Source organism: Tepidibacter sp. Z1-5, from assembly GCF_037844525.1.
Taxonomy (GTDB): domain Bacteria; phylum Bacillota; class Clostridia; order Peptostreptococcales; family Peptostreptococcaceae; genus Tepidibacter_A.
On sequence record NZ_JBBMMD010000013.1, the window covers coordinates 50,376 to 66,584 of the forward strand.

General features: G+C 28.9%; 15 protein-coding genes. All 15 read right to left on the reverse strand.

The annotated features are described in order from the left end of the window. Positions 1–104 precede the first annotated feature (104 nt). Complete coding sequence (locus WJW32_RS03145) at positions 105–1,073, reverse strand: Rpn family recombination-promoting nuclease/putative transposase (RefSeq protein WP_340254847.1); 969 nt, start codon at positions 1,071–1,073, stop codon at positions 105–107. 129 nt (positions 1,074–1,202) lie between these two features. Then, a complete protein-coding gene (locus WJW32_RS03150) occupies positions 1,203–1,907 on the reverse strand; it encodes an IS6 family transposase (RefSeq protein ID WP_340254963.1) in 705 nt (234 codons plus the stop codon). A gap of 43 nt (positions 1,908–1,950) precedes the next feature. Next, positions 1,951–2,391 carry an SMI1/KNR4 family protein gene (locus WJW32_RS03155; protein WP_340254850.1) on the reverse strand — a complete coding sequence of 147 codons (441 nt, stop codon included), beginning with the start codon at positions 2,389–2,391 and terminating at the stop codon, positions 1,951–1,953. Between the two features lie 838 nt (positions 2,392–3,229). Further along, complete coding sequence (imm48, locus tag WJW32_RS03160) at positions 3,230–3,643, reverse strand: Imm48 family immunity protein (RefSeq protein ID WP_340254852.1); 414 nt, start codon at positions 3,641–3,643, stop codon at positions 3,230–3,232. 33 nt (positions 3,644–3,676) lie between these two features. Then, positions 3,677–4,075, reverse strand: coding sequence for an Imm48 family immunity protein (gene imm48, locus WJW32_RS03165; RefSeq protein ID WP_340254855.1), 399 nt, complete (start codon positions 4,073–4,075; stop codon positions 3,677–3,679). Between the two features lie 17 nt (positions 4,076–4,092). Further along, positions 4,093–4,596, reverse strand: coding sequence for a hypothetical protein (locus tag WJW32_RS03170; RefSeq protein WP_340254857.1), 504 nt, complete (start codon positions 4,594–4,596; stop codon positions 4,093–4,095). 8 nt (positions 4,597–4,604) lie between these two features. Then, positions 4,605–6,671 (reverse strand): hypothetical protein, encoded by a 2,067-nt coding sequence (locus WJW32_RS03175; RefSeq protein ID WP_340254860.1) that lies wholly within the window; start codon positions 6,669–6,671, stop codon positions 4,605–4,607. 508 nt (positions 6,672–7,179) lie between these two features. Continuing rightward, entirely contained in the window at positions 7,180–7,650 is a 471-nt protein-coding gene (locus WJW32_RS03180) for an SMI1/KNR4 family protein (protein ID WP_340254863.1), read from the reverse strand. 945 nt (positions 7,651–8,595) lie between these two features. Continuing rightward, positions 8,596–9,081 (reverse strand): SMI1/KNR4 family protein, encoded by a 486-nt coding sequence (locus WJW32_RS03185; protein ID WP_340254866.1) that lies wholly within the window; start codon positions 9,079–9,081, stop codon positions 8,596–8,598. After that, positions 9,081–10,286, reverse strand: coding sequence for an HNH endonuclease (locus tag WJW32_RS03190; protein ID WP_340254869.1), 1,206 nt, complete (start codon positions 10,284–10,286; stop codon positions 9,081–9,083). Before WJW32_RS03190 ends, WJW32_RS03185 begins: the two co-directional genes overlap by 1 nt. Beyond that, the gene (locus WJW32_RS03195) at positions 10,268–11,446 is read right to left on the reverse strand and encodes a hypothetical protein (RefSeq protein WP_340254872.1); all 1,179 of its coding nucleotides are present in this window, start codon (positions 11,444–11,446) and stop codon (positions 10,268–10,270) included. The genes WJW32_RS03190 and WJW32_RS03195 overlap by 19 nt, the downstream gene beginning before the upstream one ends. Before the next feature lie 339 nt (positions 11,447–11,785). After that, positions 11,786–12,067: an Imm30 family immunity protein gene (locus WJW32_RS03200; protein ID WP_340254875.1), complete on the reverse strand. Its 282-nt coding sequence runs from the start codon at positions 12,065–12,067 to the stop codon at positions 11,786–11,788. A 6-nt stretch (positions 12,068–12,073) separates the two neighbouring features. Further along, entirely contained in the window at positions 12,074–12,196 is a 123-nt protein-coding gene (locus WJW32_RS03205; RefSeq protein WP_340254878.1) for a hypothetical protein, read from the reverse strand. A gap of 458 nt (positions 12,197–12,654) precedes the next feature. Further along, positions 12,655–13,203 (reverse strand): T6SS immunity protein Tdi1 domain-containing protein, encoded by a 549-nt coding sequence (locus WJW32_RS03210; protein ID WP_340254881.1) that lies wholly within the window; start codon positions 13,201–13,203, stop codon positions 12,655–12,657. Positions 13,204–13,219: 16 nt separating this feature from the next. Beyond that, the gene (locus tag WJW32_RS03215) at positions 13,220–16,198 is read right to left on the reverse strand and encodes a polymorphic toxin type 15 domain-containing protein (protein ID WP_340254884.1); all 2,979 of its coding nucleotides are present in this window, start codon (positions 16,196–16,198) and stop codon (positions 13,220–13,222) included. Positions 16,199–16,209: the final 11 nt, after the last annotated feature.

The window sequence follows — 16,209 nt, forward strand, 5'->3', positions numbered from 1 at the left end:
TGAAATTTATAGCTTTTCCTTTTTCTATTTTATACGTATTATTTTTGTAATTTTTAATAATTTAAATTCTAATTATAATATTGTTTTTAATATTTTTGCAATCATTAATGAATTAACTGCTCTTTTACTTTTTCTATTTCCTCAGCAGATACTTCTAATATTTCCATAATAATTTCTGTGCTATATCCTCTTTTTAATGCTTTCTTTATTCTTTCTATCTGTTCTTTTTTTATTTTATCTCTTTCTTGCTGTGCTCCTTTTTCTTCTCTATGTTTCAATTCTTCCTCTAGCTTTTTCCCTAAATTACTTACCATATCATCCACCTCCATTTTAGATGTTTCTACTAGTAATTCATATATATTATCTTTTACTTCTCCTTCAAATCGGTTTCTAAATATATTTATAATCCAACTTCTAAATGCTTTTTCTTGTTCCTTTGTTGCACCTTTTTTTATTATTTTTCCTATTATCTTTAATCTATTTATTATTTCATCTACTTCTACATTCTGATCTAGTAAAAATATAGAACTTACTACATTTGCTATTTCGATTAATTCCTCTTTATCCATTCTATTTATATCAAATAATAAATATCTAAAATCTATTATATTGTCTTCAAATAATTCATATCCATTTAATATTTCTTTAAAATTTCTTGCCGCTGTCCAATTGTTTTTACCGTTATATAACACCATCGGAATAATTGCAGGTAATCTATAGTCTTTTCTCTTTTTCATATTATCCTGTGTATTTTTAAGTTCATCTCTCCATATTTCTGTCATATACATTAACAGCCTTATTGGCATTCTAAAGTCTACTTTTGATTGAAGTTCTAATAATATATAAAAGATTATATCTTTACCATCTATATTTACTTTATATACTATATCTGCTTCTTCCTCTTTAAAATCCTCTTGTATAAATTCTTTATCTATTAATATTAGATTTTCTTCTTTTATTAACTCTACCCAATCTTTTTTTACAAAACTTCTTAAGAATTCCATGAAATTTTTCTTATGTGAAAGTATATGTTTATATCCTAAATCATGTTCGTGATTTATATTATCATCCATCATTGTCACCTGCTTTTTCTTTAATTATACCATAGAAAAATCTATTTGTTCCACTTCATAATTTTTGCAGTTTTTTCTCTGGTGCAAAAATTAAAATAACAAAAAATATTTTGCTAAATCAGTACAATTTTATGCAGTAGTTCCCATAATTTTATTTATAAATTGAATCTCAGAAAGGGCACATTGAATTTCTTCAACCTGCCCTTTCCTTATCATGTTCATTATTTCAATTCCACAAATAGTTTTTTGTGCTGTTTTAAAATTTTGAAATCCTATCATAGATTTTATCTTCCGTTTGATAAATCTATGATCCTGTTCCACAATGTTATTCAAATATTTTACTTGCCTAAAACCTGCTCTACAAGTTAATACTCCTCCATAAATAAGTTCTGGTATAGCCACTTCATAAGCTTTGTTCTTATCTACAGTTATCATTCTTGGCTGTTGGTTATGAATTGAGCTTAAGGCTTTCTTAAAAAAATTCTTGGCAGCTTGTTTATTTCTTTTTTCACTAAAATAGAAATCAATTGTATTTCCATTTGAATCAACTACTCTATATAAATATTTCCATTCTCCTTTAACCTTTATGTAAGTTTCGTCAACGCGCCATGAATCATTTGTTTTCTTTAGATATTTCCTTATTTTCTTATCTATAATTGGAGAATATTCATGTACCCATCTCATTATTGTTGTGTGAGATATTGATAAACCTCTTTCGCTCATCATTTCTACTAAATTTCTATAGCTTAACGAATATTTCAGATACCATCTCACACATAAAAGTATTATTTCTGATTCAAAGTGCTTACATTTAAATAAATTTTCTGACATAATCGTTTCTCCAATCTGCAATTTTTGAGATAATTATATCACTATTTTAATTTTTGCACCAGAACCACCTTATACAGTCCATCTCTAATATTCCATCTTCTTCTATATAGGCCATATCACAATGATAAACTGAGCCCGTATCATTTCCTTCTACAGAAATACATATTAAATTTTCTACTGGATCTATTCCTATAGGGAGGAACTTAGATGGTATTAATTTTCCTTCTTTATTGTATACACAATAATTTTTTTCAAGATTAAACTCTACCTCATCTGAAAGAGGACAAAATAGCATAATTGAAGAAGTTATCATTACATTATCATTTTCATCTTTAGTATCAAATCTTCTTCTATCAGTCTTTCCACCATTATTCAATAGTAAAAACTGCCTATAATCATTAGGAAGTTTAAACCCATACTTTTTTTCAAAAGCTTCAATATCTTGTACCTCAATAGATTTAAATGTATATTCAAATTTAATATTCATAACCATTCCTCCAAAAATTCATAAATTTATACCATTTTAATTTATCTTATTAGCATTTATACAAAAACTCATACTTTAATATATAGAAAACATTTATAACTAAAAACCCCTTATTTTCTACATTAAAAATCTTTTAATAAGTTAAATGATTTTTCTGATGCTATTTCTGGTTGGTCTTCAAAAGGTGGATATATTTTTCTTCTGGTGGCTTTAAGCTACTATTTTTATTTTACAGTTATACTAGCAAATCATATTATTTAATTTTCAAAGTTCAAAAATACATATAAAAATTGTATTAAATCCATACTGACTTATATAATTAATGTTATTTATAAATTAAATCTAAAAAAACAGTTATCATATGATAACCGTCATAGCAAAAAAATTATTTAACATTATTAAGTAAATCTTGTTTTCACTTTTTAATTTCAAAAAAACAAACATCTATTTGTCCAAATTTCGTTCTTTAGACCCTCTACCACAAATGAATACAACGTTTTTCCTTATTTAATTTTTACTTTTCATAGGCTCATTTATTTTAAAATCTTAAAATTTTGAAACTCGCTATCGCTCAAACATTCAAAATTTCTTAACAGATTTTAAAATCAATTTCACCTTGAAAACTTAAAAATTAAATAATAAGAAAAACTTATGTATTCACTTTGTGTTAGAGAGATTTTCTTGTTTATGTAGATTTATTTCTATAGCAAAATACATAAAAAGATTTTTTAGTTTATTACTCCCAAAAATATAGACAAAAACATTTTTGGGGGATAATTATATGCTCATTCTACTTTCTTCACCAGAACCCTTTATCTTATTCTCTGTGTTTTTAAGTTCATCTCTCTTTATATTCCCCAGTAACAATAACATCAATTAGGTTTGTAAGTCTATCATATACTTCATTATAATTACTGTCTTTATATTTAGGATATACATATTTTCCTTGATATATCATAATCCTAAATATCTCACTACCACCTTTTTCAGTACTATCTAATATATTTTTTATAATATTAATTGTTTTTTGTTTAGAATACTGAAAAACTTCCATTATAACTTTCTCAATGGCAAAATATTGAATACTTAATAAAATCTGATTTTCTTCTGCCATTATACTTATCATTCCAAATGAATAAGCAATTAACAATTCTTTTTCCTGCTCAGTTAATTCTTCCAACTCAATCTCAAGAATTTCAAATAGATTTTTAGCCAATTCCTTACACTCTACTAAAAATATCTTTTCTTCCACTTATATCATAACTCCCATTCTCTGTAACATAAATTACTTTTTCTTGAAATCTAAATACATCTTCATAATTCTATCAAACATTTTATCACTTTCATCCTCAGCATACTCATAATACATTTCTATTCCTTCGTGAATTATACGATAGTAAGTTGGATTTTTTTCTTTTTTTGTGCTATCAATTAATAACTGACAAAAAGTTTTCGCTTGTTCTTTTGAATACTTAAAAACCTTTATTAACACATATTCAGTTGTTACACTAACAATATCAGCTCCAATATTTTCTTCCATTCCATATGCACTTATCATACCAAAAGAAAATATGGCTAACATTTGTCTATCAAATTCTGTAGAATCTTCAAATTCCATATCCATTACTTCAAATAATCTCAAAGACATGTTTTCACAATTTTTAATAAAAATACCTTTATCCATTTATTCACATCCTTTTTCTAAAAAATAATTATTTTTCCCTCTGGATACGATCCCTTCCAGCCACAAGGAAAATAACCTTGCTCATAAATATTTAATAATTCATTATAAAATGGTTCTTCCTTATATTCACAGAATGCATATAATGCTAGGAAAAACATTAAATTTGATTTTATTGTTCTTTTTATATCTTCAGATTCTCCATATTTAATATTCCATCTTTTTTCTACGTGGTCAGAAATTTCTGGCAATACATCCTTTTTTATTACTGTAATAACATCATTCCAACGATATTTAGTCTCAACTCGATATACAGTAATATATGAACTTACATCTTGCCACTTATCTAGCAAAAGATTAGCCCATCTTGTACTTGAACAATGCTTTATTGTACTTTCCATACCTTTAGAATAACTAATTTCATATTTAGATGTAGCACTCATACTTCCACAATTTTCAAACCAAGATATATTTTTTAATCTTTCCACCATATCTTCAACTGATTTTTTAACCAATTTTTCCATTAAAGTTCTCACCTTTCTATAGCGTTTATTCTTCCTGGTATTCTAGGAACTTCATCTACTTCTGTAAGTCCATATGTCCTTTGCTGATTTGCACTTATTTCAGTAATTAAATCCGCATCATTTTCTGAAAATCCCGCATTAACCAGAGAATCTTTCAATGCATAATTATATTCTCTTACTGTTGGTTTACTCCCTTCCATTTCTCCCCCCTTTCTAAATTCATCCCAAAATCCTTCCATAGTTTCATGTGCCTTATAATGGCTACTTTCCTTCTCTATAAATATATTTCCATCTGCATCAATTGCTAATCCTTCTTCTCTTGGAATAACCTCTCTATACGCAGCATCCTGATTTAAATGATGTGATTGTCCTACAGCATCATTTTTCTGATAGCCATGTCGTTTAATTGGAATTTTTTCACCATCTTCTAATGTTAAGTTATACTCAGAATTACGTATATTCATTATCGCATCGACTTCCTCATCTGAATATATTCTATTCCCTTGAGCATCTTTTCTATTTTCTAGTTTTCTTCTTAAACTATTTTCTGAACGTGTATTTCTTTTCCCCTCTTTTATTTCAACTCTATCATTATCAATATTTTCATTTAAATGTTTTTTTTCACCATATTTTAATTCTGCTTCTCCTGCACCCTCAGCAATCTCGTCTATATTCTTCTTAGCAGTTTCTTCTGCTCCACCAATCATTTTTGATATATTATCATGTATTTCAGATAAAGTGATTTTTTCTATATGAAAACCCGCTTGTCCCCAATCTACTAATTCAGGTATCCATGCTGGAACTGGCACTTCTATATTTCCAATTTTTTCAGGTATTTTCTTAGCTTTTTCTACTATATCATCTATTTTAGTTACCACACTTGCAGGCACATTTTTTATTCCCTTTAGTATATCATCTGCTAATTTTAGTTTATTAAGCTTATTCACAAGATCAGCTTTTTCTATTATACCAGTTACTTTTGCAAATGCTTTTGTTTTTGATATACCCTTTACAAGCTCTATGCCCTTAAAAGCCATTTGAACTTTTTGTGCTTGAGCTAATTTTTCAATTTTTCCAATTGATGCAACTTTAGTTGGAAGAACAATTGTACCTATTTCGAACCCAGCTCTACCTAAAAATCTTGCTCTTGTATTTGCATCTCCGTGAATGACATTCTTAACAAAAGAATCTCCTATTGCTTCATCAATAGCTGCAAGTACTGGAATAGGATTTAAAAGCATCTGTCCAAGCCCTAGAGTAGTCCTTATTGGATGTCTACACATATCATATATACCTGTAACCACTCCATTTACACCATCACCAATACCACCTAAGAGATTTCCTACTACGGATAACATAGTTGGTTCTTCTACTTCTTCTTTAAAGTATCCCATGGCACCCGTGGTCGCTTCCCCATCTATGGGGTATTCGGGGGCAAAGATAGCATCCGTCAGTGCTTTTGGTTTAGTTGCTGCACTTATAAGGGCTAATGCACCTGCAACAAAGCCTACTGCAACTGTTGCTCCAGCACCATATGTTGCAACTGTTGCTGCTATTCCTATGCCTATTACTGCTACAGTTGCTACTGCTGCGAGTGCACTACCCATAAGTTCTAATAGGTTAAATGGTTTTTCTGGAGCTACTTCTGGTTCGTCATCATCATAAGGTGGATAGGTTTCTCTTTGGGTTGCTTGTGGTACTACGTCTGCACCTAGGAAGTTATGACTTCCTTCTATGTAAAGAGACGTTTCGCTTTTAGTTTTTTGGGCTACGAGTTTTGTTTCTGCTTTTATGTTTATTTTTTTTGGTGTGTTAAATTCTATGCTATCTTTTGCAGTAAGTGTAATAGATTTATTGCTTAGTATTTGTATTCCTTCGTTTTCATCTAAGGATATACTCAGAGGTTGTTTTGTAGCTCCTTCTAGTTTTATGCTATCGGGTTTTATGGAAAGTTTATTTCCATGCTCACTTCTAAGGTATCTGTTATTTGGGTTATGTAATTCACTACAAGTTTCGGCATTTTTTCTTACACATGAATCGCAAAATGCATCTTCTTTATTTGTTGAAAAATACAAAATTGATGCACCTTTTATTTTATCATTGAAAATAGTATTTTGTCTTATAGCGTTTCGTTGTGATAGTATTTATATAGATTTATCTTCTATATAAAAGTCTATATTAAATTACTACTAACAATCCTCATAATCTTATTTATAAATGATCTCTATAAATGTGCTTAACTCCCACGAAATTACTGATTTTTATCTTTTTACAATTTACTAAGCAATATATTTACTGTACTTTTAATTTTTTTGATTGTCTTATTTTATATTATTAAATACATCAACCATGCTCATTTTTATTTCATAATCTGTATTTGCAAGCATATAATATAACTAAATCTTATCTTAAAATTTTTAGTTTCCAAAACACAAAACATATATTTATCTAACTTTCGCTCTTTAGCACCTCTAACACAAATGAATACAGCATTTTTCCTTATTTCAAGCTTAGAATCTTTATTGAAAAGATAAAAATTTATATTACTCTTTTAAATTCCGAATCTAAACCAATACTTTAAATTTAAGCAATATATAGATTTTCAATAAATTCTGTGAAATTTCTGCTTATTAACCTTATACAGTCCATCTCTAATATTCCATCTTCTTCTATATAAGCCATATCACAATGATAAGTTGCTCCCTTATTATTTCCTTCTACAGAAATGCATATTAAGTTTTCTACTGGATCTATTCCTATAGGGAGGAACTTAGATGATATTAATTTCCCTTCTTTATTGTATACACAATAATTTTTTTCAAGATTAAACTCTACCTCATCTGAAAGAGGGCAAAATAACATAATTGAAGAAATTATCATTCCATTATCATTTTCATCTTTAGTATCAAATTTTCTTCTATCAGTCTTTCCTCCATTATTTAATAGTAAAAACTGTCTATAATCATTAGGAAGTTTAAACCCATACTTTTTTTCAAAAGCTTCAATATCTTGTACCTCAATAGATTTAAATGTATATTCAAATTTAATATTCATAACCATTCCTCCGAAAATCCATGAATTTATACCATTTTAATTTATCTTATTAGCATTTCTATAAAAATTCACAATTTAATATATAAAAAATATTTATAACCGAAGACCCCTTATTTTCTACATCAAAAATCTTTTAATAAGTTCTAGTAAGTTAAATGATTTTTCTGATGCTATTTCTGATTCGTCTTCAAAAGGTGGATGTGTTTTTCTTCCGTTGGCTTAATCTACTATTTTTGTTTTACAGTTATACTATAAAATCATATTATTTAATTTTCAAAGTGCAAAAATATATACATTAAACTTAATCTAAAAAAAACAGCTATCATTTGATAACCGTTATTTCTTTAAAAATTATTTAACATTCTAAGCAAATCTTGTTTTTCATTCTTAAATTCAAAAATAAAACATATATTTATCCTAATTGCGTTCTTTATCGCCTCTACCACAAATGAATACAACGTTTTTCCTTATCTAATTTTTAGTTTTCATAGGCTCATTAATTTTAAAATCTTAAAATTTTGAAACTCGCTATCGCTCAAACAGTCAAAATTTCTTAACAGATTTTAAAATCAATTTCACCTTGAAAACTTAAAAATTAAATAATAAGAAAAACTTATGTATTCACTTTGTGTTAGAGGGGTTTTGTGGTTATTTAAAGTTTAGAATCTTCATTAAAAAAATAAAAAATATTTTTTATAATTAATATAAAGTATATAACTTTTAATAGACAATATTGTCTATAGATTTAGATAGAGCATACGTATTTTAAACATTTTCTATATTTTGTATAACACCTATAGCATCTACATGATTTGTATTAATTTTTAAATTGTTGTGATTATTAAATCATTATATTCCTATATTTATAGCTTAGTTTTAAAAAAGCTTCCATACAGTTCCGTAGTACATTTAATTTTATAAAACACTAAAATTAAGTATGAATAATTAAAATAAATTTTCTAAGAATTCCTTAAATGAACTGCTTATTGGTTTAATAGCATTTTCTTGGACTTCTTTTAAATCAATTCTCTTAAGCTGTTCTTCTGAATAATCAGATTCTATTACCCCTAACTCATGCTCCCAAAATATTATACATGGATTATCTTTTGAATTTCTATAGTCAAAGCAAATATAATTTCCTGCAGGATCACATCCAAAAGGAAATATATTCTGTGGTAATCTTTCTTTAATTCCATTATATACTTCCAATATATTATCTGGGCTATTTTTGCAATATGATAATAAACATCCAAATACCCTTGGTCTATCTTCAACTAAAAATTCTTCTGGTTCTGGGCTACCACCATGATTATAAGTAGCACACTCTACATAATCTTTGGGTAATTTAACCTCCCACACACTTTCTAACTCCATAATTTCTTTCATACTAATTTTTTCATCTGCATAACTCCATTTTACATAATTATTCATTATCTAATTCCTCCTCCCCAAATTGCATTACCACCTAAATGATTCGCTTGATGAATTTTGGCATTAACCAATTGCATCCTTCCTGTTACTTGATGGTGATGCCAAGTTAGACCTTTTATCCTAGCTTTTCCATCAATAATTTGTTGCAATTGCGTAGATGTAAATAGATTTTCTGGAATTTCACCATTCTTAATTGCATCATGTAATGCCATTGTACAGTTTTCAAATTGCTCTATATCTGTTACATTTTCAATTAAATCTTTAGGCAAATCATGTTCAAATACTAAATCTTTTCCTTCAAATATTGGATAGCCTAATATATCATACTTAAGCCCATTTTTATGAGTACCTCCTGCCAATGATTGATTTATAATAGTATTTTTATCAGATGCATTCAAATATTTATTAGTATTTTCTACTACTTCTTTGAATTCATCTATGTTATTATATCCATAATCCTTAATAGCATTGTTATCAATCGTCTTTAAAAAATCCTCTACACTATCAAAACCATCTGGTACAACCCAACGTTCAATTATATTTCCTGCTTCGTCTAACCCTTCATTAACAACAGCTTTAGAATCAACAGAATTAAACTTCTTACCAGTTCCTCCTGCTCCACCAGTTCTTTTTGGTATACCATCAAATATTTCACAAAGCTTAGCTGTTTTTATATCAACTCCCATAGCACCAAAATAGTCTGTTGTGAGTACCCTCACTGAAACTGGTACTTCTATATTACCTATTTTTTCAGGTATTTTCTTAACTTCTTTTACTACTTTATCTATTTTAGTTGCAACACTCGATGGTACATTTTTTATTCCCTTTATTATATCATCTGCATATTTTAGTTTATTAAGCTTATTTAAAATATCAGCTTTTTCTATTATACCAGCTACTTTTGCAAATGCTTTTGTTTTTGATATATCCTTTACAAGATCTATGCCTTTAAGGGCCATTTGTACTTTTTGTGCTTGAACCATTTTTTCAACTTTTCCAACTGAGGCAACTTTAGATGGAAGTACGATACTTCCTACTTCAAATACGGTTCTCCCCAAAAATCTTGCTCTTGAATTTGCATCTCCATATATAACATCATCCACAAAAGATTTTCCCACTGTTAGACCAATGGCTGTAACTGTTTTAAAAGGATGTCTCAATATTTGACCAAATCCTTGTGCAGTTCTTATTGGATGTCTACACATATCATAATCCCTGTAACCATGTCAGTTACACCGTCACCAACTCCACCTAAGAAATTGCCTACTACAGATAGCATTGTTGGTTCCTCAACTTCTTCTTTAAAGTACCCCATGGCACCCGTAGTTGCTTCTCCATCTATGGGGTATTCGGGGGAAAAGATAGCATCGGTAACAGCTTTGGGTTTGGTTGCTGCACTTATAAGAGCTAATGCACCTGCAACCAATCCTATTCCTATAACAGCCCCAAGGCCACAGGTTGCTACGGTTGCTACTGCCAATGCACCTACTACTGCTACTGTTACTACTGCTGCTACTACGTTTCCCATAAGTTCTAGTAAGTTAAATGGTTTTTCTGGGGCTACTTCTGGTTCGTCATCCTTATAAGGTGGATAGGTTTCTCTTTGGGTTGCTTGTGGTACTACGTCTGCACCTAGGAAGTTATGGCTTCCTTCTATGTAAAGAGAGGTTTCACTATTCGTCTTTTGGGCTACGAGTTTTGTTTCTGCTTTTATATTTATTTTTTTTGGTGTGTTAAATTCTATGCTGTCTTTGGCTGTAAGTGTAATAGATTTATTACTTAGTATTTGTATTCCTTCGTTTTCATCTAAAGATATACTCAGAGGTTCTTTTGTGGCACCTTGTAGTTTGATGCTATCGGGTTTTATGGAAAGTTTATTTCCATGCTCACTTCTAAAGTATCTGTTATTTGGGTTATGTAATTCACTACAAGTTTTTGCATTTTTTCTTACAGATGAATCGCAGAATGCATCTTCTTCTTTATTTGTTGGAAAATACAGATTTGTATGACTTCCAACTTGTGGCATAGAGTAAAGAGAGTTTCCCTTTACAGGTGAATATATGTAATCATGTGCTTTTTCTTTGTCTTGGTTTTCATCTAAGGATAAATGAACTTTAAGTGTTTCGCCACTTACACTTAGAACTTGTCCTTCTATTGATGCGCCTTTTATTTTATCATTGAAAATATTATTTTGTCTTATAGATTTTCGTTGTGATAGTATGTATTTATATATGAGTTCCCCTTTAATAATATTTACATCTATACTTGTCACATATACATGTTTAGATCTAAAGGTTATTTTATCTTTAATTTCTGTTTTTAATAGTACTATTTTTCTAAAAATCAAGAAAACTTGTATATTCACTTTGTGTTATATGTTTTTTGTATTTACATATTTATTTTCCATATAAAAATCTATATTAAATCACTACTAACAATCCTCATAATCTCATTTGTAAATTTAATCTAAAAAACAGCTATCATACGATAACCGCCATATCTTTAAAATTTATTTAACAATATTAAATTTTTCTCTCATATCTGCTATTATTATATTTTAAAAGAATATATTCATCACTTTTTTTCTAACTTAACACAACAACATCATTACTAGTTTTCTATATTTCAGAAATACACAATACCATTTTTAAGTACCCCTCTATAAATCTCCTTCACTCTAATGCAATTACTATTTCTCATCTTTTTATAATTTACTAAGTAATCTATTTACTATATTTTCAAATCTTTTTGGATTATCTAATTTTATATCATTAAGTAAATCCACCACAACCATTTTTATTTTATAATCTGTATTTACACGTATCTTAGAATATTCACTTCTATATGTTTCACTATTTAATATTCGTTTATTTAATATGATTGCCCACTCTTTTGCTGTTTCTAACATTTCAGGTAATGAGTTTATAAGCTCTACAAGATATTTTTCCTTATCAAAACTCTCTATTAGATGAATAATACCAAACATAATTTCTTATTTCTTTGTTCCATTATCAAAATCTTTACATATTTTTTGTATAATTTTTTCATCTTTAGAATCTGATAAGTTTTTTAAAGCTTTATCAAATTCTTCATAATATTCTAATTGGCTTCTCAATAGTCTACTTCTATATAAAAAGACGTTTAACTTTTTAATATTTTGAACAACAAGTTTTATTTCCTAACTATCTTAAATTTGTATAACATTATTAAATTTCATTTTAAAAATACAAAAATATATTTATCTAAATTTCGTTATTTAGCACCTCTAACACAAATGAATACAACGTTTTTCCGTATTTAATTTTTAGTTTTCATAGGCTCATTAATTTTAAACTCTTAAAATTTTGGAACTCACTATCGCTCAAACATCCAAAATTTCTTAACAGATTTCAAAATCAATTTCACCTTGAAAACTTAAAAATTAAATAATAAGAAAAACTTATGTATTCACTTTGTGTTAGAGAAGTTTTTGAACTATTTAAAATTTATAGTTTTCATTGAAAAAATTAAAAATATATTCATATGATAGTTTTAGCTTTTCTTTCATTAAGATAGTCATGTAAATCTGTTTCTTTATTCAATAGGACCCATAAACTGTGTAATTAAATATATATGCTCCACTAATTTTACTTTATCTAAATTTTCAATTTTTTCTGATCCTCCTAATCCAAGAATAGGTACGTATCCGAAGCATTCATCAATCTTAGGTACTCCATATCTAGTTATTGCTTCAGAATAAGGTAACCAATCTAAAGCTTTATTTTTAAATGCCTCTTCCTCTAAATTTCTAAAGAAAAATTTAAATCCTGCTGATATACAAGTTATTTTACCCCTTCTAAAGTTTAACAATCCTACATATCTATTATCTTCCCAAACAATAATATCTCCCATTGAAGTTGTAAATAATGCAACAGAATTCTCATATCTTACATATACATCCTTTAATAAAGACTGAAATTCATCGGGATTAACTATTTTAAGATAACCATTCAAAATACTACCAAATCCGTATTGCTTCCATACTTGTAACATCTGTTCTGGTACTCTATCTGTATATCTTTCAATAATATCTTGTGAAGTTTTTTCTTCTAATATAAAATCATCAAAAATTTTATCTGGCATATTTATCACCTCATGTTTAGTTTGTTAATTTAATATTTAATTTTGTTGACTTTCTTTCTGCCTCATTCATTTTTGCTGCTATATCCCTAATTTTTTCATCCATTGCATCGATTCTATATTTCCACTGTGAACCCAAGGATGAATTTATTCTTTTATCTCCCATTCCACCAATGTTAAGTGGATTTCCGCCAGCAATTTGATCTGGATTATGTAGTGCTGCTTGACTCTTCATCCATTTCGAAGCTTCTTTTTCTGCTTTTTCCCAAGATAAACCATTTTCTTGTAGCTCATTAATTTTTTCCTGTAATGCTCTTTCTCTCTCAGCCTTTTGTGCTGCATTTCCTTCTAGCGCTCTTCCTTCTCTCAAATATCTATCTCTATTTTCCATATATTCATCAACAGTCAGATTATTTAATCCTTCTTCCTGTGCTTTTAATTGTCTCTTAAATTCAGCTGTGTCATGTTTAGTATTCCTGTTAAAGCTGACTTCAATTTCTGAAATTCTTGGTATATCATCCACTGATTCACTAACTTCCTCAACAATCTCATTTACATTTTTCTTACCAGTTCCTCCTGCTCCACCAGTTCTTTTTGGTATACCATCAAATATTTCACAAAGCTTAGCTGTTTTTATATCAACTCCCATAGCACCAAAATAGTCTGTTGTGAGTACCCTCACTGAAACTGGTACTTCTATATTACCTATTTTTTCAGGTATTTTCTTAACTTCTTTTACTACTTTATCTATTTTAGTTGCAACACTCGATGGTACATTTTTTATTCCCTTTATTATATCATCTGCATATTTTAGTTTATTAAGCTTATTTAAAATATCAGCTTTTTCTATTATACCAGCTACTTTTGCAAATGCTTTTGTTTTTGATATACCCTTTACAAGATCTATGCCTTTAAAGGCCATTTGTACTTTTTGTGCTTGAACCATTTTTTCAACTTTTCCAACTGAGGCAACTTTAGATGGAAGTACGATACTTCCTACTTCAAATACGGTTCTCCCCAAAAATCTTGCTCTTGAATTTGCATCTCCATATATAACATCATCCACAAAAGATTTTCCCACTGTTAGACCAATGGCTGTAACTGTTTTAAAAGGATGTCTCAATATTTGACCAAATCCTTGTGCAGTTCTTATTGGATGTCTACACATATCATAGATCCCTGTAACCATGTCAGTTACACCGTCACCAACTCCACCTAAGAAATTGCCTACTACAGATAGCATTGTTGGTTCCTCAACTTCTTCTTTAAAGTACCCCATGGCGCCAGTTGTGGTGGCTCCATCTATGGGGTATTCGGGATCAAAGATAGCATCTGTCAGTGCTTTTGGTTTAGTTGCTGCACTTATAAGGGATAATGCACCTGCAACCAATCCTATTCCAATAGCAGCTCCAAGACCAAAAGTTGCTACGGTTGCTACTGCTGCTATACCTATTACTGCTACAGTTGCCACTGCTGCCACTACATTTCCCATAAGTTCTAGTAGGTTAAATGGTTTTTCTGGGGCAACTTCTGGTTCGTCATCATTATAAGGTTCATAAGTTTCTCTTTGTGTTGCTCTTGGTACTATGTCTGCACCTAGGAAGTTATGGCTTCCTTCTATATAAAGAGCAGTTTCGCTTTTAGTTTTTTGGGCTACGAGTTTTGTTTCTGCTTTTATATTTATTTTTTTTGGTGTGTTAAATTCTATACTGTCTTTGGCAGTAAGTGTAATAGATTTATTACTTAGTATTTGTATTCCTTCGTTTTCATCTAAAGATATACTAAGAGGTTCTTTTGTGGCACCTTGTAGTTTGATGCTATCGGGTTTTATGGAAAGTTTATTTCCATGCTCACTTCTAAAGTATCTGTTATTTGGGTTATGTAATTCACTACAAGTTTTTGCATTTTTTCTTACACATGAATCGCAAAATGCATCTTCTTCTTTATTTGTTGGAAAATATAAATTTGTATGACTTCCAACTTGTGGCATAGAGTAAAGAGAGTTTCCCTTTACAGGTGAATATATGTAATCATGTGCTTTTTCTTTGTCTTGGTTTTTATCTAAGGATAAATGAACTTTAAGTGTTTCTCCACTTACACTTAGTACTTGTCCTTCTATTGATGCGCCTTTTATTTTATCATTGAAAATAGTGTTTTGTCTTATAGATTTTCGTTGTGATAGTATGTATTTATATATAAGTTCTCCTTTAACAATGTTTACATCTACGCTTGTTACATATGAATCTTTAGATTTAAAGGTTATTTTGTCTCCTAATTTATATCTTTGATAGGTTTCTATTTCGTAATAGAAAAAATCAGTGTCATTAAATCCTTTTTCAGATCCCCCATTTTTATTGAAAAGTTCAATGTTTTTGTAAGCTTTATAGGGTAAATTGTCTTTTATATCATATGTATTTCCTTTTGGATATCCAAGGTGAAGATGTGGTGTTTCTTTAAGTGTATCACATACCAAAATATCATTGAACATGCTACTTAATCTTTTTAGGAATTCAAAGTCTGTTTCTTGATATTGAATTATTGGCTTTCCTATTGGTGTTTTAAATTTTTCGTGTGGATTGCATATGAATGATGCATAATTTTTTTTCATTATGTCAACAATATCAATATATGTTGTATTTTTATCTTGAAACGACCTAGTTCTTTTTTTAATATCCAATAATATTGTTGAAGATATAGCTTTTACTATAATATAGTATACACCATTTTCCATTTCTATTTCTAGATTATCGACAAAACCTGTGAACAAAACTTCATCTTTATTATAAACTTGTATCTTATCTTTAAAAGATGTGCTTATAATTTCAGATAAAGTATTGTTTTGAGCACAATAATTGTGATCTTCTACTTCGTTTATGTTTTCGACTATACATCGTAAATATAGTTTTCCATGTTCATTTATGGTATGTGATATATTAATGTCTTCTATATTTACTATGTTAAAACGAGATTTAATTTTTATATCTAAAAATCCAGACATATTCAACTCCT